Raw genomic sequence first — 21,458 nt, 5'->3', positions numbered from 1 at the left:
CGGCTCCGCGAAGCGCGACGGGAGATCGCGAAGTGACCGATGCGGCGTGGCGGACCGTGCCGACGTTGATCGGACGTCATGTCACGCTGCGCCCGCTCGCCCGCGCGGATCGCGCCGCGCTGCTGGCGGCATTCGACGGGCTGACGCACCTCTTCGCCACGATCGTTCCGACCGTCGCGACCATCGACGGCTGGTACGACCTGCTGGAGGTGCAACAGGCCGCCGGGCGCGCGCTGCCGTTCACCGTGCTCGATGCCGATGGACGGGTTGCGGGCGCCACGCGCTTCCTGCGGATGAACGAGGCGCATCGGCGCGTCGAGATCGGCGGCACGCTCTACGCGCGTCGCGTGCAGCGCACCGGATTGAATACCGAGGCGAAGCGGCTGTTGCTCGCGCACGCCTTCGAGGTGCTCGGCTGCCAGTGCGTGCAGTTGCGCACCAATTGGCACAATCGTCCCTCGCGCGCGGCGATCGAACGGCTGGGCGCGCGGATGGACGGCGTGCTGCGCGGGCATATGGTGACGGCAGAGGGCGAGGTGCGCGACACGGTCGTCTATTCGATCCTCGACCATGAGTGGCCGCAGGTCCGCCGCAATCTCACCTATCTGCTGGAGCGCGCACGATGACGACGATCACCGACCTGACCGTCACCGGCGCCGATGGCGCGCCGGTACCGCTCGCGCCGTGGCGCGGGCAGGTGCTGCTGATCGTCAACACCGCCTCCAAATGCGGGTTCACGCCGCAATATGAAGGGCTTGAGGCGCTCCACCGCCGCTTTGCCGACCGCGGCTTCGCGGTGCTCGGCTTTCCCTGCAACCAGTTCGGCGCGCAGGAGCCCGGCGATGCGGCGGAGATCGCCACCTTCTGCTCGCTGACCTATGACGTGACCTTCCCGGTCTTCGCCAAGATCGACGTCAATGGCGCGCACGCCGCGCCCCTGTTCGAGCGGCTGAAGGTCGAAGCGCCGGGCGTGCTCGGGACCAGGGCGGTGAAGTGGAACTTCACCAAATTCCTGGTCGACCGCGACGGCAAGGTCGTGCGCCGCTACGCGCCGACGACCAAGCCCGAGGAGATCACCGCCGACATCGAGGCGTTGCTGTAGGCGATGTTCGGCGATCGCGTGGTGCTTGGCTGCATGTTCGGGCTGATCCTCGCGATCCTCGCGCTGCTGCTGGTCGCGATGGCGCTGGTGCACGTCGCGGCGCGGTGAACCCCTTCTTCCGTCATTCCCGCGAAGGCGGGAATCCAGATGCGCAGGTCCATCGATAGAAGGCGGGTGTCAGAGCTTCTGGATTCCCGCCTTCGCGGGAATGGCGGAAGGGGGGCGGGGGCACGTCGCTTGCGCCCGCCCACCACGCATCTCACCCCGGCATCGCGAACGCATCCGCGCCCTTGCGGTGGTCGCTCGCCGCGGTGATCGCGGTCACGCCGCCGACCAGAAAGCTTACCCCAAGGATGAACCCCGGCAGCGTCAGTGCCGACCACGGCACCGTCGCGAGGATGAACCCGGCCAGCAGGATGTTGACCACCCCCAGCGCGATCATCAGCCCGCGTCGCCGCCGCATCCGCAAGCCGAGCACCACCTCCAGCACGCCGCGCACCAGCAGCCAGACGGTTACCATCAGCGTCAGCGACAGCGCGCCGGTCACCGGTTCGAACACCATCACCGCGCCGACGATCACCGACAGGACGCCGAACAGCACCGCATAAATACGCCCTTCATGCCCTTGACCGAACAGCCCGGCAGCGATCGAGAACACGCCCGAGACGAACAGCAGCGTGCCGATCACCACCGTCGCGGCATAGGTCGCGGCGAACGGCCAGACGAATGCGGCCACGCCGAGCAGCACCGACACCACGCCATACGCCATGATCCAGCCCCAGCCCGCGCCGGTCGCCGCGCCGGGGATGCCGAACCCACGTTCCGATGAAGCTCCGAATCGTGCCATGTCGATCACTCCATTCCGGCTGGGCGAACGGGTCGGCGTGTTTGCGGTTCCGCGCGGGCCGTCGGGGATGGTCGAATCGGGTCGGCGGGCCTAGGTTGCAGCGATGCCGCATTCCGGGTTCGTGCCACTCCGCATCTTCTCCAGCTACACCATGCTCGACGGCGCGATCGAGCCGAAGGCGATCGCCAAGCGCGCGGCGAAGCTCGGCTTCCCCGCCGCCGCGCTGACCGACCGCAACGGCCTGTACGCCGCAATGGCCTTCTCGGACGCGGCGATGGGCGCGGGCGTGCAGCCGGTGATCGGCACGATGCTCGGCGTCGCGCGGCCGGACATGCCAGAGGGAATCGCGACCGCGACCGACTGGATCGCGCTCTATGCACAGGACGAGACCGGCTACGACAATCTCTGCGCGCTGGTCAGCCACGCGCATCTCGACCGCCCGCTCGAACTCGCGCCGCATGTCCCGTTCGAGGTGCTGGAGCGTCATTCCGCCGGGCTGATTGCGCTCACCGCCGGGGGCGAGGGCGGGGTGGCGCGGCTGTTCGCCGAGGACCAGCCCGAGCGCGCCGCCGCTTATGCCGATCGCCTCCACGCGATCTTTGGCGACCGGCTCTATATCGAATTGTGCCGCCGCGACGACGCGATCGAGGACAAGGCCGAGCCGCTGCTGCTCGACCTCGCCTATGATCGCAACTGGCCGATCGTCGCCACCAATCCGTGCTGCTTCGAGGAAGCCGATTTCGGCGACGCGCATGACGCGATGCTGTGCATCGCCTCGTCGAGCTATGTCGAAAGCGAGGATCGCCCGCGCAGCTGCGGCCATGCGTGGATGAAGCCGGCGATCGACATGGCGGCGCTGTTCGCCGATCTGCCCGAGGCGCTCGCGAACACGCTCGTCGTCGCGCAGCGCTGCGCGGTCGCCGCGCCGAAGCGCAAGCCGATCCTCCCCAGCCTCGCCGGCGACCGCGAGGGCGAGGCGGCGATGCTCCGCAACGACGCCGCCGCCGGGCTGGAGGCGCGGCTCGACCGGATCGAGGAACTCGGCGCGCAACCGGCCGATGACCCGAACTGGCGCGAGACCTATCGCCAGCGGCTGGCGTTCGAGGTCGACGTCATCATCCAGATGGGCTTCCCCGGCTATTTCCTGATCGTCGCCGACTTCATCAAATGGGCGAAGGACCACGACATTCCGGTCGGGCCGGGGCGTGGGTCAGGTGCGGGCTCGGTCGTCGCCTGGGCGCTGACGATCACCGATCTCGATCCGATCAAGCTGGGGCTGCTGTTCGAGCGCTTCCTCAACCCGGAACGCGTGTCGATGCCCGACTTCGACATCGACTTCTGCGAAACCCGGCGGGGCGAGGTGATCCGCTACGTCCAGGAGAAATACGGCCGCGACCAGGTCGCGCAGATCATTACCTTCGGAAAGCTCAAGGCGCGCGCGGTGCTCAAGGATACCGGGCGCGTGCTCCAGATGAGCTATGGCCAGATCGATCGCCTCGCCAAGCTGGTCCCCAATCACCCGACCGATCCATGGGACCTCAAGCGCGCGCTGAACGGCGTGCCGGAGATCGCGCGCGAATATTCCAACGACAATCAGGTCCGGCACCTCTGGGATCTCGCGACCAAGCTGGAGGGGCTGCCGCGCCACTCCTCGACGCACGCCGCGGGCGTGGTGATCGGCGACCGCCCGCTCGCGCAACTGGTGCCGCTCTATCGCGACCCGCGCTCGGACATGCCGGTCACGCAGTTCGACATGAAATATGTCGAGGGCGCCGGTCTGGTGAAGTTCGACTTCCTCGGGCTCAAAACCTTGTCGGTGCTCAAGAAGGCGGTCGAGCTGCTCAAGAAGCGCGCCATCCACGTCGATCTCGACGCGCTGCAATGGGACGACGAGGGCGTCTATAAATTGCTCCAGCGCGGCGACACGGTCGGCGTGTTCCAGCTCGAATCGGAGGGGATGCGCCGCACGCTGTCGGCGGTGCGCCCGACCAATTTCGGCGACATCGTCGCGCTCGTCTCGCTCTATCGGCCCGGTCCGATGGACAACATCCCGTCGTTCGGACGCCGCAAGCAGGGGACGGAGGAGATCACCTATCCGCACCCGCTGCTGGAGCCGATCCTCGCCGAAACCTACGGCATCTTCGTCTACCAGGAACAGGTGATGCAGGCCGCGCAGGTGCTGGCGGGCTATTCGCTCGGCGGCGCGGACCTGTTGCGGCGCGCGATGGGCAAGAAGATCAAGGCGGAGATGGACGCGCAGCGCGCCACCTTCGTCACCGGTTGCGCCGAGCACAACCAGATCCCCGCGCCCTATGCGAACCAGCTGTTCGACTTGATCGACAAGTTCGCGGGTTACGGCTTCAACAAGTCGCACGCCGCCGCTTATGCGCTGCTCGCCTATCAGACCGCGTGGCTCAAGGCGCATCACCCGGCCGAATTCTTTGCCGCGTCGATGTGCTACGACCTGCACCTGACCGACAAGCTCGCGATCTTCGTCGACGACGCGCGCCGGCTCGGCATCCCGCTGCTCCCGCCGTGCATCAACGGCAGCCTCGCGGAGTTCGATGTCCAGCCCATCGCAAGCGCCTCCCCCGAGGGGGAGGGGCTATATGGCGTCCGCTACGCGCTCGCCGCGCTCAAGTCGGTCGGTGAGGGCGCGATGGAGAAGCTCTGCGAGGAACGCACCACCGCCGGACCGTTCAAGAGCCTCGACGATCTCGCCGCGCGTGTCGACCCGCGCCTGCTCAACAAGCGCCAGCTCGAAACGCTCGCGGCGGGCGGCGCGTTCGACGGTTTGGAGCCTAACCGCGCCGGCGTCCATGCCGTCGCCGAGACGGTGCTCGCGATCGCCGCGCGCACGCACGAGGGGCGGACCAGCGGGCAGGGCGGGCTGTTCGGCGACGATGCCGGCGCGGGCGATGCGATCAAGCTGCCCGCCAACGCGCGCTGGTCGCTCGCCGAGCGGATGGAGCAGGAGAAGGAAGCGTTCGGCTTCTATTTCTCGGCGCATCCGGTCGACCGCTACCGCCACCTCGCCAAGACGCACGGCGCGCGCAGCTACGTCACGCTCGGCGAGTTGCAGATCGCCGATGGCGCGCGGGTGATGGCGACGATGGCAGTGCTCGTCGAGGAAGCGCGCTGGCGCACCTCGGCGCGCGGCAAGCGCTACATGATGGCGACGCTCTCCGACGCGACCGGCCAATTCATGGCGACCTGCTTCGACGACGGCCCCGCCGCCGACCTGGAGGAGGCCGCCAAGAACGGCGGCTGCGGGCTCGCGACCGTCGAGCTGGATCGCCGCCCCGGCGAGGAAACGCCGCGCGTGACGGTCAAGTCGATCAAGCCGTTCGAGACGCTTGCCACGTCGACGCGCTTCGCGCTGGAGGTGCATGTCGCCGACGCGGGCGCGGTGGCGGGGCTCGCCGCGCTGATCGGTCCCTTGCGCGGCGCGCGCGGCAAGGTGACGCTCAAGGTGCCGATCGGGGAGGGCGAGATCGCGACCGTGATCCTCGACCGCGATTTCGCGCTCGACGCCGAACTGGCCGAGCGGATCGAGGCGCTGCCCGGCGTGACCAAGGTCGATTTCGAGGTCGAGGAAACCCGCCTCCGCTCGGTGGGATGACGATGCTTCACCCCTCCCCTTCAGGGGAGGGGCCGGGGGTGGGGCAGTTCGCTGCCCCCGCCACGATCCCCGCGACATAGGTCCGCAGTACCGCGCGCACCTGATCGGGCGGCAGCGGCACGCCGCCATCCAGCGCCAGCGTCGCCAATCCGTGGACGATCGCCCAGCACCCCAGCGCCGCCACCGGATCGTCTTTCCCCACCAGCGCCGCGACGCGCCGGGTCAGGACCGCGAATGCCGGTGCGTCGGGCTGCTTCGGCGCCGCCGCGCCGCGAGCGAACATCGCGCGGAACAGCGCAGGATGGGCACAGGCGAAATCGACATAGGCGGCTCCCTGCGCGACCAGCCGTTCGGCATCGCTACCCTCGGCATCCGCCGCCGACAGCGCCGCCAGAAACATCGCGAAGCCGCGCTCGGCAACCGCCGCCAACAGCGCCGCCTTGTCCGCGAAATGCCGGTAGGGCGCCATCGCCGACACCCCCGCCGCACGCGCCAGCGCGCGGATGCCCGGCTCGGCGTCGCCCGCCTCCAGCATCGCGATCGCATGATCGAGCAGGGTGTCACGCAAACCTGTCGCGGGAACCATCGTCTGTTTACACCGTATACATAACCGTCTATGTGTACGGTGTAAGCAGCGGAGCGACGATCATGCAAGCCAGCGATGCCAAAAGGATGACCGTCGATCTGGCCGCGTGGCCCGATCTGGTGGTGGTGATGCTCGGCTTCCGCGTCGGCAGCCTGCGCGGCGTGTCCTCGTTCCTCCGCATCGGCCGCGGGCTGCGCGAGATCGCGCAGTCGCACCCCGATGGCCTGCTCGCCGCCCACCAATGCCTGCACGGCTGGAACCATGTCGGCATCCGGCAATATTGGCGCGACCTCGACAGTCTGGAGGCATTCACGCGCTCGATGCCGCATGCTGGCTGGTGGAAGGACTTCCTCGCCGACCGGCACGGCAACGGCTTCTGGCACGAAGCCTATGCCGCCCGCGGCGGGATGGAGGCGATCTATGTCGACATGCCGCACGCCCCCGGCCTCGGGGCCTTCGCTCCGGCGGTGCCCGCGCACGGGCGATTGATGTCGAGCCGCAGCCGGTTGGGACGGTGAGATGGGAAATGCTGGCATCACCATGTTCGTCATCAACTCAGTTGCGCGGCATCATCGCGGATTTTAGCGTTGGCGATGGTGATGAGTTTTCGCATGGCGGCGGTTAGGGCGACGATGGGTTTTTTGCCGCTGTCACGGAGGCGCTGGTAGAAGGCCTTGATGTCGGGCGCGAAGCGGACGGCGGAGAGGGCAGCCATGAAGGTGACGCGCCTGACCTCCGGGCGGCCGCCGCGGGTGCGGCGATAGCCATCGACGGTGCCGCTTTGGCGGGGATGGGGTGCAAGGCCGGCGAGGCTGGCGATCTGGCGCCGTCCGAGCGTGCCGAGTTCGGGCAGGAGGGCGATGAGCGCCGCGGCGGTGGTCGCGCCGATGCCGGGGATGGTGCGCAGGACGCTGGCGGTGCGGGCGAGTGATGCGCAGCCGGCGAGCAGCGCCTCGATCCGGGCCTCGAGCGCGGCGATGGCCTGGTCGTGCGCGGCGACCAGCGCGCGCAGCTCGGCGGCGACCGGGCCGGCGCCGGGGGCCTTGAGGCGGTTGGTGCACGCGGTGCGGGCACGGACGAGATCGCTGCGGGTGTTGACCAGCGTCGCGAGCTCCTGGCGGTGTTCATCGCGCGGGTGCCAGCGGTCGAGGCGCTCGTGGCGCTCCTGCCCGTAGCGCGCGAGCGCACGGGCATCGAGCGCATCGGTCTTGGCCAGCGTTCCCAGCGAGCGGATGAACGCCTTGACGCGGCGGGCATCGGCACGGTGGATGGCATGGCCGGCGCGTGACGCCGCCGCGAGCAGCGCGGCCTCGTAGCCGCCGGTCGCCTCGCAGACCAGCAGGCGCCCGGGCGGCAGCGCGGCGGCAAAGGCGTCGAGCGCAAGCGGCGTGTTGGCGATGGTGGTGGCGCGGCCGGTGACGCTGTCGAAGACGGCGATGCCGGCCTTGCCGACGTCGCAGCCGACGAACCCGGTCGGCGTGGTGGCGGCGGCGTCAGTGGCGGGGTTGGCGGAGCGGGTCATGACGGTTATCCTCGGCGATAGCCTGCGATTGTCTGCGGGCGTCGTCGAGCGGCCCCTGCAACTCACCAGGCGTGACGGGAAGCGGGCAACCGACCGGGATGACGACGGGCGAAAAGCCCTATTGCGAGACGGCCCGGTTGCCCGCGCCCGGCATCAGGTGGCCACCTGATGCCGGGCATCCCGCTCATGCAGGACACCACCCCCCTACGTCATCTCCAACAGACAATTGCGAGCGTAGCGAAGCAATCCAGAGCCGAACCAGGACGCCCTGGATTGCTTCGCTCCGCTCGCAATGACGACTAAGCCACTAAAACAACTCCCCCTGCGCCCCTGCCGGCTTGCGGAATAGATCGCAGCGCAGGTCGAGCGTCCGCCGCCGGTTCGGAAACCCCGCCTTGCCGCGCGCGATTCGGAAGCGCGTGCGCAGCAGCTCCGCCCACGGTCCCTGACCCTTCATCCGCATGCCGAAGCGCGGATCATTGTCCTTGCCCCCGCGCAGCGACTGCACGATCGCCATCACCTTGCCCGCGCGATCGGGATAATGTTCGTCGAGCCACGCGCGAAACAGCGGCGCGACTTCCCACGGCAGCCGCACCGGAATGTACGACACGCCCAGCGCCCCCGCCGCCGCCGCCCGCGCGACGATCGTCTCGACCTCGCCGTCGGTGATCGCCGGGATCACCGGCGCCATGTTGACATAGGTCGGCACGCCCGCGTCGGTCAGCGTCCGCACCGCTGCCAGCCGCCGCTCCGGCGCGGTCGCGCGCGGCTCCAGCGTCATCGCAACGCGCGGATCGAGCGAGGTGACCGACATCGCCACCGCCACCAGCCCCTTGGCCGCCATCGGCGCGAGCAGGTCGAGGTCGCGCACCACCCGGTCGGATTTGGTGGTGATGACCACAGGATGGTCGCATTCCGCCAGCACCTCGATCAGCGATCGGGTGATTCGCCATTCGCGCTCAATCGGCTGATAGGGATCGGTGTTCGTCCCCATCGCGATCGGCGCGCAGGCGTAGCCGGGCTTGCGCAATTCGTCGCGCAGCAGCGCGGCGGCATCGGGCTTGGCGAACAATTTCGTCTCGAAATCGAGCCCCGGCGACAGATCGTGGAACGCATGGCTCGGCCGCGCGAAGCAATAGATGCAGCCATGCTCGCAGCCGCGATAGGCGTTGATCGAGCGGTCGAACGGCACGTCGGGTGACTGGTTGCGCGAAATGATCGTGCGCGGATGTTCGATGGTTACCGTCGTGCGCACCGGCGGCGGCGCGCCGTCGATCAGCGTGCGCGCATCGCGCCAATCATCGTCCTCCTCCGCCTGCGGCAGATTGAAGCGCGCACTCCGCGTGTTGAGGGTCGCGCCGCGGTGCGGCCGTGGATTCGCCATTGCGCGAGGCTATCGCGCCATATAGAACACATCAAGAACAAACAGGGAGAAGCGATATGGCCCGCCTCTATTATCTCGAACTGCCGACCAGCGACCGGGCGAAGGCGAAGAGTTTCTACGCGCAGGCATTCGGCTGGACGTTCACCGACTTTGGCCCCGATTATGCGGCGACGCTCAGCGGCGATACGGACATCGGGCTCGACGCCGCGTCCGATCGTGTCGCTGCGCCCTTGCCGGTGATCGAGGTGGAGGATCTGGAGGCGGCGCAGGCCGCGGTCGAGCAGGCCGGCGGCACGATCACGGTGCCGATCTTCGCCTTCCCTGGCGGCCGGCGTTTCCACTTCCGCGATGTCGACGGGCACGAACTGGCGGCGTCGCAGGCGGGGTGAGTTATCCGTCATTGCTTCGCTACGCTCGCAATGACGACCGCCCCTACCGCTCCAGCAACCGCGGCATCAGCTCGACGAAATTGCACGGCCGATGGCGGCTATCCAGTTGTGAGGACAGGATACCGTCCCACGCATCCTTCACTGCGCCGGTCGACCCCGGCAGCGCGAACACATAGGTGCCGCGCGCCACGCACGCGCAGGCGCGGCTCTGCACCGTCGAGGTGCCGATCGTCTGGAAACTCAGCCAGCGGAACAGTTCGCCGAAGCCGGGGATCATCTTGTCCGCGACCCGCTCGACCGCCTCGGGGGTCACGTCGCGCCCGGTGACGCCGGTGCCGCCGGTGGTGATGATGCAGTCGACCTGCGGATCGTCGATCCAGCGGTGGAGTTGCGCGACGATCGCGTCGACATCGTCGCGCAGAATCGCGCGTTCGGCCAGCACATGCCCGGCGTCGGACAGCCGCGCGACCAAGGTGTCGCCCGAGCGATCCTCCGCCAGCCCGCGCGTGTCGGACACGGTCAGCACCGCGATGCGGACGGGCAGGAAGGCGCGGCTTTCGTCGATCGGCATCGTTTGGAGGTAGCGGGGCAGGGAAGGGGCGTCCAGCGGACGACCTGTCTTGTGTAGAACAACCTTTATCGAGGCGCCGCCCCGGCGACGGCCGGGGTCCAGTCGGGGGGACGCTGATGAGGCGCGTCACGCTTCGTTATGACGGCCTTCCCGACTGGACCCCGGCCGTCGCCGGGGTGACGAAGAAGTTGGTTCAGGTGGGATGGTAGCGACGCCGGGAACGGGGCGCTATCAGCACCAGTCCTTCGCCCTAATTCCTTGTCACCCCGGACTTGTTCCGGGGTCCACCGTTCCGAAAAATTAATGGTCTATGAGATAGCTGATTGGTGGATGCCGGAACAAGTCCGGCATGACGGGTGACTTCGCAGGGATCCCGGATCAAGTCCGGGATGACGGCCTAAAATCCGGCGCCCTCAGTTCGACTGGATCGGCGTCTGCACTCCGACGCTGGCGTTGACCGCCAGCGCGGTGTTCGGCGCGGGGTTCATCCGCACCGCGCTCGCCCCCGGCAATCCGGGGAAGCGCGGCCACATGCCCTGCGCCAGCGCGGCGCGGCTCGGGCTCTTCGCCTTGCCGCCCTGCGCCTCGTACATCCAGTAATTGCGCAGCACCGTCACCACGTATCCGCGCGTCTCCCAATAGGGGATGCTCTCGATATAGAGCAGCGGATCACCGTTATCGTGGACCAGCGCGTTCCATTCGCCGACCGGCTTCGGCCCGGCATTATAGGCGGCGATCACCTTGGGGAGCAGCCCGCCGGTCAGCCCCATGTCGCGCAATTTCTCGATATGCCGCTGCCCGATGTCGATATTGGTAGAGGGCCGGGCCAGCGCGTCCTGATCGATCGTCAGCCCACGCTCGCGCATGTAATCGGTCGCGGCGGCGGGCATGATCTGCATGAGCCCGAACGCGCCCGCCGGGCTGCGCACCTTGTTGCGAAAGCCCGATTCCTGCAGCGTGTGCGCATAGACCAGCGCCTTGTCGATCCGCCAGCCGGTGTCCGGCGTCCAGTTCGGCATCGGATAGCGCGTGTCGGCGCTCGCGACCGCGCCCTGCGGCAGGTTGTGCGCCAGCCACACGGTCGTCGCGGGCAGGTTGAGCGACTCGCTGAAGCGGACGAGGCTGGCGAACTCGCCCGGCGCGCCGATCCGCGCCTGTTGCCGCACGACGCGGTCGGCATCGTCGCTCTCGCCGATCTCGGCCAGCGCCGCGGCGACGCGAATGTTCGGGCGTCGCTCGAGCCGCGTCCAGTCGGCGGAGACGCGCTGCGGGCGCACGGCCGGCATCCCGAGCCCCAGCGTCTGTCGCGCGAGCAGTCCGTAAAAGGTCTCGCCGTATTGCGCGGCGATCTTCAGCCGTGCCTCGACCTTGTCGGGCCGCCCGCACGCCATGTCGGCGCGCGCCGCCCAGAACAAGGCGGTGGCGCGCAAGTCGATATCGGGGCTGCGCGCCGCGACATTCTCGAACTCGGTCTGCGTCGTCGCGCAATCCTGCTGCCGCCATGCCGCCAGCGCCTGCGTCCAGCGCCCGTGGATCGCCCAGTCGCCGCTGCCCAGCGCCGCCTTCGCGCCCAGCGCGCGCGCCTGCGGATCGAGCCCTTGCAGGAAATAGATCCACGCGATCCGCGCCTGCCATTCGGTCTGCGCCTCGGGCGACAGGCCGGGGGTGCTCTCCAGCAACGCCTGCGCCTCCGCCCCCAGGTCGCCCTTGACGAACGGCTGCATCTTCACCGCCAGATCGGCGGCGATCTGGTCGCTGGCGGTTGCCTTGGCGCGGGCGCGGATCGGCGCGCCGTCGTTCCAGATCAGCCGTTGCTGCTCGGGAAGGATCGGCAGATCGCTCAGCCCGCGCGCCTTCGCCACGCGCAGCAGCGCATCGCCCTGCGGCAGTTCGGGCGCCTCGGCGAGCAGCCGCGCGACCGCGGCCCCGTCCGCCTTGGGCGAGCCCTTGGCGGTGTACAGCTCGGCGCGCGCATAGGCATGGAGCGGCCCGGTCGCCATCGCGTCGAGCGCGAGCTGCGCATCGCTCCACCGTCCGTCGTGCAGCGCCGCGAACACCGCGCGATAGGCGCTGCGCTGTTCGGGGGTCAGCTGCGCCGGGATGCCGGCATCCTCGCTCGCCGAGGGCGGCGGGGCAGGGGGCGCCACCACCGGCAGCCCGCCGCCGACCGGCGCGGCCTGTGCGACCGATGCGAAAGCGGTCGCGATCAACAGCCCGAAGGCCCACGCACTTTTCACGATTCGACCTCCCCGGTCAGCAACAACAGGTCCTTCCACGCTTCCGCCTTGGCGGTGGGCCGATCGAGCAGAAAGCGCGGATGATGGCTCGCCACGACCTGCGTGACTGTGCCGTTCTTATGGTTAAGTGCATGAAAACGTCCGCGTGCATCCGCGACGTTCATCGTCAGGACCGCACGGCTGGCCGCATCGCCCATCACCAGCAGCCGTTTCGGGGCGGCGAGCGCGACATGATGCCGCGCGATCTCGCCGAGCCGCGCCTCGATGTCGCGCGGCACGCGTCCGGTCGTCGGCCGCCGCACGCACACCGAGGCGAGCGCGACATCGGCGCGCGACCGCCCGATCGCCGCGAGCATCCGCTCGAACAACCGCCCGACCTCGCCTTCCATCAGCAGCTCGCGATCGTCACGCTCGGGGCAGTCGACGAACACCATCAGTTCGGCGTCGGCCGGCCCGCTCGCCGCGATCGCGCCGCCGCCCCAGCGTGCCTCGGGCGCGGCGTCGCCGATGCGCCACGCCGCGAACGCCGCCGCGTCCTCTGGCAGCGCGTCCCCGGCCGGCACGACCTCGGCCACCACCGGTCGCACCGCCTGCCGTGCCGCGAGCTGTTGCGCAGCGCTGTCGAGCCACGCGAACCCCTCGTCGCCGACCACCACGTCGACCCCGGCGTCGTGCCACCAGTCGAGCGCGCTGGCCGCCGCCTTCGTCCAGTCGAGATTCTGATCGGCCCCCATGCCGCCATAGGATGGAGAGTTGACGCGAAGGTCAACTTACTGGCACCGCCGATGCCGATAGAACGTTGGCACGATACGACGAGCGCCCGGTGCGGGTGCGCGCGCAGGAGATGACGAAGTGAGCGACCGCGAATCCATGCCCTATGACGTGGTGATCGTCGGTGCCGGCCCGGCCGGGCTGTCGGCGGCGATCCGCCTCAAACAACTGGCCGCCGAACGCGAAGCGGACATTTCGGTGTGCGTGCTCGAAAAGGGGTCCGAGGTCGGCGCGCACATCCTGTCGGGCGCGGTGATCGACCCGCAGTCGCTCGACGAACTGCTCCCGACGTGGCGCGACGACGGCTGCCCGCTCGCCGAGGTGCCAGTGACGCAGAACCTCCACTGGGTGCTGACCAAATCGGGCAAGTTCAACCTCCCGCACCTGTGGACCCCGCCGTTCCTTCACAACAAGGGCACCTACACCGGTTCGCTCGGCAACCTCTGCCGCTGGCTGGCGGGCAAGGCCGAGGAGCTGGGCGTCGAGATCTTCCCCGGCTTCGCCGCCGCCGAGATCCTGTTCAACGACGACGGCAGCGTCAAAGGCGTCGCGACCGGCGACATGGGCGTGGCGCGCGACGGCACGCACAAGCCGGATTATCAGCCCGGCCTCGAACTCCATGCCAAATACACCTTCTTCTCGGAAGGATGCCGCGGGCATCTCTCCAAGGAGCTGATGCGGATTTTCGACCTGCGCCGCGATTGCGATCCGCAGGTCTATGGTCTCGGCGTCAAGGAATTGTGGGACATCGACCCCGCGCTCCACGAACCCGGCAAGGTCGTCCATACGCAGGGCTGGCCGCTCAGCGAGCATGGCGGCAACGGCGGCGGCTGGATTTATCATCAGGCCGGCGGGCAGGTGTCGATCGGCTTTGTGACCTGGCTCAACTATTCCAACCCCTATGTCTCCCCGTTTCAGGAGATGCAGAAGTGGAAGACCCACCCGCAGGTCGCGGCGCTGCTCAAGGGTGGCAAGCGCGGCAGCTACGGCGCGCGCGCGATCAGCGACGGCGGGTTGCAGTCGATCCCGAAGCTGGTCTTCCCCGGTGGCGCGCTGATCGGCGACAGCGCCGGCTTTCTCAACGTGCCGCGGATCAAGGGCACGCACACCGCGATGAAGAGCGGGATGCTCGCCGCCGAGGCCGCGGTCGACGCGATCCTGTCGCAGCGCGGCGGTGACGAGCTGGTCGCCTATCCGGAAGCGTTCGAGCGCAGCTGGGTGAAGAAGGAGCTGTCGATCGTCCGCAACGTCGTGCCGCTGGTCAAGAAGTTCGGCGACTTCCTCGGCTCGGGGCTGGCGGGCGTGACGATGTGGGCGGAATATCTCGGGCTGAAGATGCCGTTCACGCTCCACCACCACCCGGATCACGAGACGCTATGGCGCAAGGATCTGGTCAAGAAGATCGCCTATCCCAAGGCGGACGGCGTGCTGACCTTCGACCGCCTGTCGTCGGTGTTCCTGTCGAACACCAATCACGAGGAGGACCAGCCGGTCCACCTCACGCTGAAGGACCCTGAGGTGCCGATCGCCTACAACCTCCCGCTCTACGACGAGCCCGCGCAGCGTTACTGCCCGGCGGGGGTGTACGAGATCGTCGGCGAGGAAACGGGCGACCCGAGGTTCGTCATCAACGCGCAGAATTGCGTCCATTGCAAGACCTGCGACATCAAGGACCCGACGCAGAACATCAACTGGGTCGTGCCGGAGGGCGGCGGCGGGCCGAACTATCCGAATATGTGAGGAAGCTGCCGTTATCGTCGCCCCGGACTTGATCCGGGGTCCCGCTTCTTTCTCGCGATCATGGGAAGGAGCGGCGTGCCGGGTCGGCTACGGCGTCAGGGGCTGTTGCCAGTTCTCCGTCTCGCAACCGCCGTTTCGAGATAGAACAATCGGGAACAGGTTTCGGGAAAGCGTGAGCCGCGGGCGGTCGTCAACAAGATTCGCGCGGTGGGACTCCTATCGCAGGTTCCCCATCGAGAAAGCTCCTAGCCTTCAGCCATTTGCACGGGCGAGCGTGTCAACGGCTTGCGACCTCTGTTCTGACCAATTATTCGGAGCGCAGGTGGCAATGTAAAATGAGATTTGCAGAGGAAAATCTGTAATGTCGTCGATTACCTCCGGCAACCGTGAGCAATATAGCGACAGTCAGAAACTAGTCGCTCGTGCTCGTCTCCACAACAATTATACCGTCGCCGAAATCGACTGGTTTCCTTGGGTGATGAAGCAACTCCCTTTTGAAGCTGGGAATAATGTGCTCGACGTCGGCTGCGGCCCAGGCTGGTTTTGGGAATCCAACGCGAGCGAGCTACCCAAAAATCTGCAACTCACCCTGTCAGATTCATCGCCAGGCATGGTTCAGGAAGCTGTTGGCCGGTGCCAGTCTCTGCCGTTCGCGTCGGTCGTCGGCAGGCAGGCGGACGCGACTGACCTTCCCTTCGAGGATGAGTCCTTTGACGCCGTCATAGCCATGCACATGCTTTATCATCTTCCAGACCCATCGAAGGGACTCGCGGAGATGCGTCGCGTCTTGAAGCCGGGCGGTTTCCTTGCCGTGACCACAAACGGAGCAGGTAACAGACGCGAACTGTATCGGCTAACGACCGTGTTTGGTAGCGAACCGTTCGACCCGGCCGGCGCAGCCTTCGGATATGCCGAGGCCGAGCGGTCTATGCAGGCTGAGTTTGGCAACGTGAACATGGCGGAGCACCCGGCCATCCTGCGGGTAACAGAGCCGGAGGACGTGTTTTTAGCCCTCACCTCTTATCCCCCTGGTGACAGGGCCGACGAGGCACAGCTTGCCGCGTTTCGTGAGGCCATCGCGGAAGCATTCAGGGCAGGAAATGGCGTTCTCGAGGTCGGTAAGGAAAGCGGACTTTTTATCAGCCGAAAGGCGGCATGAAGAGGGGCGCGCAGCTACCGCTTTCCCAATTCACCATACCAAACGCTAAAGGCCTTCCGCACCGGGTCGAACCTCACGCAACTCGCTTGGCCGTGCGAGCGATCTCCTTGCCGGCTCGCCGTTATGAATTATTATGAATGCCTAGATGGATGCGAGTTTGGCAATGGCAGGATATGCCAGAATGACCGTCGTGGTCCCCGAACCGATGGTGGAAACGATCCATGCCGCCATTGCCGCGGGAGAGTATGCGTCGGCGAGCGAAGTGGTGCGCGATGCGATGCGCCTGTGGAACGAGCGCCGGGCGTTTCGTGAAGAGGAATTGCGGCTGCTGCGCGATGCTTGGGACAAGGGCAAGGCCAGCGGCATTGCCGGTCCGCTCGACATGAAGGCGGTGATCGCTGAAGCCCGAAGCGAGGCTGACGCCGCACGCTGAGATGACCGCGATCGTCATTTCGCGCCGCGCCCGCGAGAATTTCAAACGGATCTGGACCTATATCGCGCAAGATGACCAGCGTGCCGCCGACGCGCTGTTGCTGGCGCTGAACAGAAAGATCGTGCGGTTACGGGATTTCCCCGCCACCGGTACGCTGCGCGACGACATCCGGCCCGGTGCGCGTATGCTCGTTCATGGCCGCTATCTGATCCTTTACGAGCATGACGCCAGCGCCGATCAGGTCGAGATCGTTGCGGTCGTCGAAGCGATGCGTGACCTCGATCGCCTGTTGTAAATCGGGCTCTTCAGACCTTACCCGCATCCCCACCTGAACGCACCCGCCCCCTCGCGTGTTGAGCCACGCATGACCCGCCGCCCGCCGCCACTGGACCTCGCCGCCCACTCCCTCTACCCCGATCGGCCATCCACCGCCCGCATCCGAAAGCTCGCCATCACGCTCACCCGCCGCCTCGCGCTCCCGCTCGCCGCGACGCTCGCCGGCGCCGCGCTGCCCGCGTTCGCCGCGACCGTCGACCCCGCCGCCTATGCCCGCGCGCGAATCGCGGAAGCGGATGGCGCGGTCGCCAGCGCGGCGCAGGATTACGCGCGCGTGCTCGCCGACGATCCGCAGGACGTCGCGATCGCGCTGCGCACCTTCCGCGCCGCGGTGCGCGCCGGCGACATGCCGCTCGCCGATCAGGCCGCCGCCGCGCTCGCCGCGCAAAAGGCCGCGCCGTCCGACACCGCGCTGCTCGCGCTCGCCCGCGCCGCACGCGATGGCGACCGCGCGGGCGCGGAGGCGGCGGTCAAGCGTTTCGACGGCGACCGGCTGCGCATCCTCGCGCCGCCGCTGCGCGCGTGGCTGGCGCTCGAGAGCGGCGGCGATCCGTTCGCGGCGCTGGCGCAGGTTCCCGATGAGCCGGTCGCCCGACGCTTCGCCGCCGAGACGCGCGCGCTGCTGCTGATCGCCACCGGTCGCACCGACGAAGGCGTGGCGGCGGTGCGCGCGCTTGGCGGGGCGGCCGATCTCGCCGCGCTGGACGAGCGGGTCGCGGCGGCGCGATTGCTGATCGGGCAGGGGAAGGACAAGGCGGCGCGCGCGCTGCTCGACGACGATGCCGGCGCGACCGCGCTGCGGATCGAGCCGACGCGCGGCGCGCGCCCGACGCTCGCATTCGGCGCCGCGCATCTGTTCACGCGCATCGCCGCCGATCTCGCGACCGGCGAGGATCCCGGCGTGCTCACCTATACGTTGCTGCGCGCCGCGTTGCGCGCCGATCCGGCCAACGATCGCGCGCGGCTGTTGCTCGCCGGGGTGTTGGCGGGGGACGATGCGCTCGACGCCGGGCTGGCGCTGCTGGGCGAGGTGCCCGCCGACAGCCCCTATGCGTCGCTCGCCGCGACCGGGCGCGTCCAGATGCTGGCGGACGGCGGGCGCGAGGACGAGGCGTTGGCGGCGCTCGACGCGCTGTCGGTGACGAAGAAGACCCCGATCGGCGACGTCCAGCGGCTCGCCGACCTGCAGATGCGGCTCGATCGCCCGGCGCAGGCGGTGCCGCTCTATGCGCGGCTAGTGAAGCGGGCCGGCGTGGCGGCCGACTGGACCGACTGGCTGCAATATGGCGCGGCGCTCGACGGGGCGGGGCGCTGGCCGGCGGCGCGCGATGCGCTGGAAAAGGCGGTCGCCAAAGGTCCGGAGCAGCCGCTCGCGCTCAACTATCTCGGCTATGCGCTGACCCAGCATCGCGAGCGGATCGACGAGGCGCAGGCGATGCTGGAGAAGGCCGCGCGGCTGAAACCCGACGATGCCGCGATCGCCGACTCGCTGGGCTGGGCGTTGTATTTGCGCGGGCAGCCGGCGCGCGCGCTGCCGCTGGTCGAGCGGGCGGCGGAGGGCGATCCGCTCAGCGCCGAGATCGGCGAGCATCTCGGCGATCTCTACTGGCAGGCCGGTCGCCGCTACGAGGCCCGCTACGCCTGGACCGCCGCGCAGGCGACCGCGACCCCGGCCGAAATGGCGCGGCTCGCCACCAAGATCGAACAGGGACTGCCGCAGTGACGATCGTCGAAACCGCCCCCGCCAAGCTCAACCTCGCGCTGCACGTCCGCGCGCGGCGGGCGGACGGCTATCACGAGCTGGAGACGTTGTTCGTCTTCGCGCGCGACGGCGACCGGGTGACGGTCGCGCCCGCGACGACGCCGGGCTTCACCGTCACCGGCCCGTTCGCCGGGGCGGTCGGCCCGGTCGCCGACAATCTGGTGACGCGCGCCGAGGCGGCGTTCCGGCAGGCGTTCGCGCCCGATGCGATCCACGCGGTGACGCTCGACAAGCATCTGCCGGTCGCCTCCGGGATCGGCGGCGGCTCGGCGGACGCCGCGGCCACCTTGCGCGCACTCGCGCGGCTATATGGGCTGCCGGTGGATGCCCCGCGGCTGCTGACGATCGCCGCCGATCTGGGCGCGGACGTTCCCGCCTGCCTGCTCGGCCGCCCCACCTTCGGCCGCGGCCGCGGCGATGCGCTCGCGCCGGTTGCGGGGCTGGGCGACATGCCGGCGCTGCTGGTCAACCCCGGGGTGGCGGTGTCGACCGCGCAGGTCTTCGCGCATTGGGACGGCGTCGATCGCGGCGCGCTCGATCTGACCGGAACGACACTGGAGCGCGCCATGGCGGGCAGAAACGACCTCCAACCGCCCGCCGAAGCGATCGCACCCGTGATCGAGGGGGTTATTTCCCGGCTTTCCTCGGCACCGGGAGTGGTTTTGACGCGCATGTCTGGTTCCGGCGCGACCTGCTTCGCGCTGTTCCACGATGCTGCGGCACGCGACTCCGCCGCTGCACAGATCGCTGAAGCGGCGCCCGATTGGTGGCTGTGTCCAACCACGATCGGCTGAACAGCTTGTATTCAAGCCAAAGTTCGCTACTTGTTCTTATGGAACAAACTGAATACAACAGTGCGGCGCGTTGAATGCGGCGCGCGGTTGCTCTAGCGAAAGGCTCCACGGCAATGGCCGCCAAACTTCAGGTGATCGATACCGGCATGGCAACCGCGAACACAGACCGTCAAAAGGCACTCGACGCCGCCCTCGCGCAAATCGATCGTGCCTTCGGCAAAGGCTCGGCAATGAAGCTGGGTCAGAAAGAGACGATGCAGGTCGAGGCGATCTCGACCGGCTCGCTCGGGCTCGACATCGCGCTCGGCGTCGGCGGGCTACCGCGCGGGCGCGTGATCGAGGTCTATGGCCCGGAAAGCTCGGGAAAGACCACGCTCGCGCTCCACGTCATCGCCGAAGCCCAGAAGACCGGCGGCACCGCCGCATTCGTCGACGCCGAGCACGCGCTCGATCCGGTCTACGCCAAGAAGCTGGGCGTGAACATCGATGAGCTGATCGTTTCGCAGCCGGATACGGGCGAGCAGGCGCTGGAGATCGTCGACACGCTGGTGCGCTCGAACGCAATCGACGTGCTGGTGGTCGATTCGGTGGCCGCGCTGGTGCCGCGCGCCGAGATCGAGGGCGAGATGGGCGACAGCCACGTCGGCCTTCAGGCGCGCCTGATGTCGCAGAGCCTGCGCAAGCTGACCGGTTCGATCAGCCGCTCGCGCTGCATGGTGATCTTCATCAACCAGCTGCGCATGAAGATCGGTGTGATGTACGGCAATCCGGAGACAACGACCGGCGGTAACGCGCTGAAGTTCTACGCCTCGGTCCGGCTCGACATCCGCCGCACCGGCGCGATCAAGGACCGCGATGAGGTGATCGGCAACGCCACGCGCGTGAAGGTCGTGAAGAACAAGGTCGCGCCGCCGTTCAAGCAGGTCGAGTTCGACATCATGTACGGCGAGGGCATCTCGAAGATCGGCGAGATCCTCGACATCGGGGTCAAGGCCGGGCTGGTCGAAAAGGCGGGCGCGTGGTTCTCCTATGACTCGGTACGGATCGGGCAGGGGCGTGAGAACTCCAAGAACTTCCTTCGCGACAATCCGGAGATGAAGGACCGGCTTGAAAAGGCGATCCGCGGCCGCACCGAGCAGGTCGCCGACGGGATGATGGCCGGGCCGAGCGAGGACGACGACATCTGATCGGCACGGCTGATCGGTTTGCGTGATCCTCGCTCGGGCGCGCGGACCGTATCAGACGATGATTTAGACTGCGCATGTCGAAGTTTGTTCTTTGATTGTGTCAGGACGGTCGAGATGCGGGGGGGCCACCTGGATCGTTGATGGCGCTCTGATCGCGTCGCCCGGCAGGCGCACCCGCCGGTGCGGCGGTCATTCCAGTCGGCGGCGAGGCACCGCGCTCGCACGGTGAAAGCGGAACCACCTGTCCAAACATGGATACGTGGTACGGCCGTTGCGTTAACGGCTGCGATCCGTGCCGGGTCGTGCATGCAGGAGCCGACATGACGATCATCGTCCACCATCTCGAGAATTCCCGCTCGCAGCGTATTCTGTGGATGCTCGAGGAACTGGACCTTCCCTATGAGGTGAAGCGCTACGAGCGCGACAAGGCGACGATGCTCGCACCGCCCGAACTGCGCCGCGTCCATCCGCTCGGCAAATCGCCGGTGATCGAGGATACCGCCGCGCATGGGGGAGGTGATCCGCGCGTGATCGCGGAGACCGGCGCGATCGTCGAATATCTCGTCGACCGTGCCGACGGGAAGCTGGGGGCGCCATCACGGCGTGACGATGCGCTCGCCTACCGCTTCTGGCTTCACTATGCCGAGGGTTCGCTGATGCCGCCGCTGCTCGTCAAGCTGGTCGTGTCGCGCATCCCGCTGGTCGGATCGCGGGTCGCGGCACAGATTCAGCCGATGGTCGACCGCCATCTCGATTACGTCGAGGACGCGCTCGCAGACCATCCGTGGTTCGCCGGTGACACGTTCACCGCCGCGGACGTCATGATGAGCTTCCCGCTGGAGGCGGCGCGCAGCCGTGCCGGGCTCGACGCCAGCCGCCCGAACACGACCGGTTGGCTGGAGCGTATCCATGCCCGCCCCGCCTACCAGCGCGCGCTCGCGGCCGGCGGGCCTTACGCCTATGCGTGATCGCTGCACGAGCGAGCGGCCTCGGCTCGCGGGATCGGGTTCAAGGCG

20 protein-coding genes are annotated in these 21,458 nt (G+C 68.0%); 13 read left to right on the top strand and 7 right to left on the bottom strand.

Annotated elements, in window-relative coordinates; genetic code table 11:
- Nucleotides 1-32: 32 nt before the first annotated feature.
- Nucleotides 33-626, top strand: a complete 594-nt coding sequence (locus PGN12_15880) for a GNAT family protein (GenBank protein ID MEH3105366.1) — start codon at nt 33-35, stop codon at nt 624-626.
- On the top strand, nt 623-1,102 hold the full coding sequence (locus PGN12_15875) for a glutathione peroxidase (GenBank protein ID MEH3105365.1): 480 nt from the start codon (nt 623-625) through the stop codon (nt 1,100-1,102). The genes PGN12_15880 and PGN12_15875 overlap by 4 nt, the downstream gene beginning before the upstream one ends.
- A gap of 259 nt (nt 1,103-1,361) precedes the next feature.
- On the opposite strand, the gene PGN12_15870 is transcribed toward PGN12_15875, so the two are convergent.
- Nucleotides 1,362-1,949 carry a DUF308 domain-containing protein gene (locus PGN12_15870; GenBank protein ID MEH3105364.1) on the bottom strand — a complete coding sequence of 196 codons (588 nt, stop codon included), beginning with the start codon at nt 1,947-1,949 and terminating at the stop codon, nt 1,362-1,364.
- 103 nt (nt 1,950-2,052) lie between these two features.
- Here PGN12_15870 and dnaE point away from each other — a divergent pair, with 103 nt between their 5' ends.
- Nucleotides 2,053-5,571 (top strand): DNA polymerase III subunit alpha, encoded by a 3,519-nt coding sequence (gene dnaE / locus PGN12_15865; GenBank protein MEH3105363.1) that lies wholly within the window; start codon nt 2,053-2,055, stop codon nt 5,569-5,571.
- A gap of 7 nt (nt 5,572-5,578) precedes the next feature.
- Here the strand turns inward: dnaE and PGN12_15860 are convergent, their stop codons facing one another.
- A complete protein-coding gene (locus tag PGN12_15860; GenBank protein ID MEH3105362.1) occupies nt 5,579-6,157 on the bottom strand; it encodes a TetR/AcrR family transcriptional regulator in 579 nt (192 codons plus the stop codon).
- An 86-nt stretch (nt 6,158-6,243) separates the two neighbouring features.
- Here PGN12_15860 and PGN12_15855 point away from each other — a divergent pair, with 86 nt between their 5' ends.
- Nucleotides 6,244-6,675: a DUF4188 domain-containing protein gene (locus tag PGN12_15855; protein MEH3105361.1), complete on the top strand. Its 432-nt coding sequence runs from the start codon at nt 6,244-6,246 to the stop codon at nt 6,673-6,675.
- Nucleotides 6,676-6,707: 32 nt separating this feature from the next.
- Here PGN12_15855 and PGN12_15850 read toward each other — a convergent pair whose 3' ends face one another.
- Both PGN12_15850 and PGN12_15845 read right to left on the bottom strand, forming a co-directional pair.
- Entirely contained in the window at nt 6,708-7,679 is a 972-nt protein-coding gene (locus tag PGN12_15850; protein ID MEH3105360.1) for an IS110 family transposase, read from the bottom strand.
- Nucleotides 7,680-7,986: 307 nt separating this feature from the next.
- Nucleotides 7,987-9,063 (bottom strand): PA0069 family radical SAM protein, encoded by a 1,077-nt coding sequence (locus tag PGN12_15845; protein MEH3105359.1) that lies wholly within the window; start codon nt 9,061-9,063, stop codon nt 7,987-7,989.
- A gap of 56 nt (nt 9,064-9,119) precedes the next feature.
- On the opposite strand from PGN12_15845, the gene PGN12_15840 reads away from it, so the two are divergent.
- On the top strand, nt 9,120-9,452 hold the full coding sequence (locus PGN12_15840) for a VOC family protein (protein MEH3105358.1): 333 nt from the start codon (nt 9,120-9,122) through the stop codon (nt 9,450-9,452).
- A gap of 43 nt (nt 9,453-9,495) precedes the next feature.
- Here the strand turns inward: PGN12_15840 and moaB are convergent, their stop codons facing one another.
- The 3 genes from moaB to PGN12_15825 form a co-directional block, all read right to left on the bottom strand.
- Complete coding sequence (moaB, locus tag PGN12_15835) at nt 9,496-10,023, bottom strand: molybdenum cofactor biosynthesis protein B (GenBank protein MEH3105357.1); 528 nt, start codon at nt 10,021-10,023, stop codon at nt 9,496-9,498.
- Between the two features lie 413 nt (nt 10,024-10,436).
- The gene (locus PGN12_15830; GenBank protein MEH3105356.1) at nt 10,437-12,173 is read right to left on the bottom strand and encodes a lytic transglycosylase domain-containing protein; all 1,737 of its coding nucleotides are present in this window, start codon (nt 12,171-12,173) and stop codon (nt 10,437-10,439) included.
- 83 nt (nt 12,174-12,256) lie between these two features.
- Nucleotides 12,257-12,994, bottom strand: a complete 738-nt coding sequence (locus PGN12_15825; protein MEH3105355.1) for a uracil-DNA glycosylase — start codon at nt 12,992-12,994, stop codon at nt 12,257-12,259.
- A gap of 118 nt (nt 12,995-13,112) precedes the next feature.
- Here PGN12_15825 and PGN12_15820 point away from each other — a divergent pair, with 118 nt between their 5' ends.
- The 8 genes from PGN12_15820 to PGN12_15785 all read left to right on the top strand — a co-directional run bounded on the left by PGN12_15820 (nt 13,113) and on the right by PGN12_15785 (nt 21,410).
- Entirely contained in the window at nt 13,113-14,771 is a 1,659-nt protein-coding gene (locus PGN12_15820; GenBank protein MEH3105354.1) for an electron transfer flavoprotein-ubiquinone oxidoreductase, read from the top strand.
- A 361-nt stretch (nt 14,772-15,132) separates the two neighbouring features.
- Nucleotides 15,133-15,930, top strand: a complete 798-nt coding sequence (locus tag PGN12_15815; GenBank protein MEH3105353.1) for a class I SAM-dependent methyltransferase — start codon at nt 15,133-15,135, stop codon at nt 15,928-15,930.
- Nucleotides 15,931-16,111: 181 nt separating this feature from the next.
- Complete coding sequence (locus PGN12_15810; GenBank protein MEH3105352.1) at nt 16,112-16,363, top strand: type II toxin-antitoxin system ParD family antitoxin; 252 nt, start codon at nt 16,112-16,114, stop codon at nt 16,361-16,363.
- Between the two features lies 1 nt (nt 16,364).
- Nucleotides 16,365-16,658, top strand: coding sequence for a type II toxin-antitoxin system RelE/ParE family toxin (locus tag PGN12_15805; protein MEH3105351.1), 294 nt, complete (start codon nt 16,365-16,367; stop codon nt 16,656-16,658).
- Between the two features lie 69 nt (nt 16,659-16,727).
- Nucleotides 16,728-18,422 (top strand): hypothetical protein, encoded by a 1,695-nt coding sequence (locus tag PGN12_15800; protein MEH3105350.1) that lies wholly within the window; start codon nt 16,728-16,730, stop codon nt 18,420-18,422.
- Nucleotides 18,419-19,255 (top strand): 4-(cytidine 5'-diphospho)-2-C-methyl-D-erythritol kinase, encoded by an 837-nt coding sequence (locus tag PGN12_15795; protein ID MEH3105349.1) that lies wholly within the window; start codon nt 18,419-18,421, stop codon nt 19,253-19,255. Before PGN12_15800 ends, PGN12_15795 begins: the two co-directional genes overlap by 4 nt.
- A 113-nt stretch (nt 19,256-19,368) precedes the next feature.
- Entirely contained in the window at nt 19,369-20,442 is a 1,074-nt protein-coding gene (gene recA, locus PGN12_15790) for a recombinase RecA (protein MEH3105348.1), read from the top strand.
- 320 nt (nt 20,443-20,762) lie between these two features.
- Nucleotides 20,763-21,410 carry a glutathione S-transferase gene (locus tag PGN12_15785; GenBank protein MEH3105347.1) on the top strand — a complete coding sequence of 216 codons (648 nt, stop codon included), beginning with the start codon at nt 20,763-20,765 and terminating at the stop codon, nt 21,408-21,410.
- Nucleotides 21,411-21,458 lie beyond the last annotated feature (48 nt).

This window comes from Sphingomonas phyllosphaerae, assembly GCA_036946405.1.
Classification (GTDB): domain Bacteria; phylum Pseudomonadota; class Alphaproteobacteria; order Sphingomonadales; family Sphingomonadaceae; genus Sphingomonas; species Sphingomonas phyllosphaerae_D.
Note: the sequence above shows the minus strand (reverse complement) of the source record. Positions and strands in the feature narration are given on the sequence as shown.

Bases quoted from the DNA above. Each gene is read 5' to 3' on its own strand.
- PGN12_15845 (MEH3105359.1), bottom strand. From the start codon at position 9,063: ATGGCGAATCCACGGCCGCACCGCGGCGCGACCCTCAACACGCGGAGT.
- PGN12_15800 (MEH3105350.1), top strand. From the start codon at position 16,728: ATGACCCGCCGCCCGCCGCCACTGGACCTCGCCGCCCACTCCCTCTAC.
- dnaE (MEH3105363.1), top strand. From the start codon at position 2,053: ATGCCGCATTCCGGGTTCGTGCCACTCCGCATCTTCTCCAGCTACACC.
- PGN12_15870 (MEH3105364.1), bottom strand. From the start codon at position 1,949: ATGGCACGATTCGGAGCTTCATCGGAACGTGGGTTCGGCATCCCCGGC.
- PGN12_15815 (MEH3105353.1), top strand. From the start codon at position 15,133: ATGTCGTCGATTACCTCCGGCAACCGTGAGCAATATAGCGACAGTCAG.
- PGN12_15840 (MEH3105358.1), top strand. From the start codon at position 9,120: ATGGCCCGCCTCTATTATCTCGAACTGCCGACCAGCGACCGGGCGAAG.
- PGN12_15875 (MEH3105365.1), top strand. From the start codon at position 623: ATGACGACGATCACCGACCTGACCGTCACCGGCGCCGATGGCGCGCCG.
- PGN12_15805 (MEH3105351.1), top strand. From the start codon at position 16,365: ATGACCGCGATCGTCATTTCGCGCCGCGCCCGCGAGAATTTCAAACGG.
- recA (MEH3105348.1), top strand. From the start codon at position 19,369: ATGGCCGCCAAACTTCAGGTGATCGATACCGGCATGGCAACCGCGAAC.
- PGN12_15825 (MEH3105355.1), bottom strand. From the start codon at position 12,994: ATGGGGGCCGATCAGAATCTCGACTGGACGAAGGCGGCGGCCAGCGCG.
- PGN12_15785 (MEH3105347.1), top strand. From the start codon at position 20,763: ATGACGATCATCGTCCACCATCTCGAGAATTCCCGCTCGCAGCGTATT.
- PGN12_15860 (MEH3105362.1), bottom strand. From the start codon at position 6,157: ATGGTTCCCGCGACAGGTTTGCGTGACACCCTGCTCGATCATGCGATC.
- PGN12_15810 (MEH3105352.1), top strand. From the start codon at position 16,112: ATGACCGTCGTGGTCCCCGAACCGATGGTGGAAACGATCCATGCCGCC.
- moaB (MEH3105357.1), bottom strand. From the start codon at position 10,023: ATGCCGATCGACGAAAGCCGCGCCTTCCTGCCCGTCCGCATCGCGGTG.
- PGN12_15855 (MEH3105361.1), top strand. From the start codon at position 6,244: ATGACCGTCGATCTGGCCGCGTGGCCCGATCTGGTGGTGGTGATGCTC.
- PGN12_15850 (MEH3105360.1), bottom strand. From the start codon at position 7,679: ATGACCCGCTCCGCCAACCCCGCCACTGACGCCGCCGCCACCACGCCG.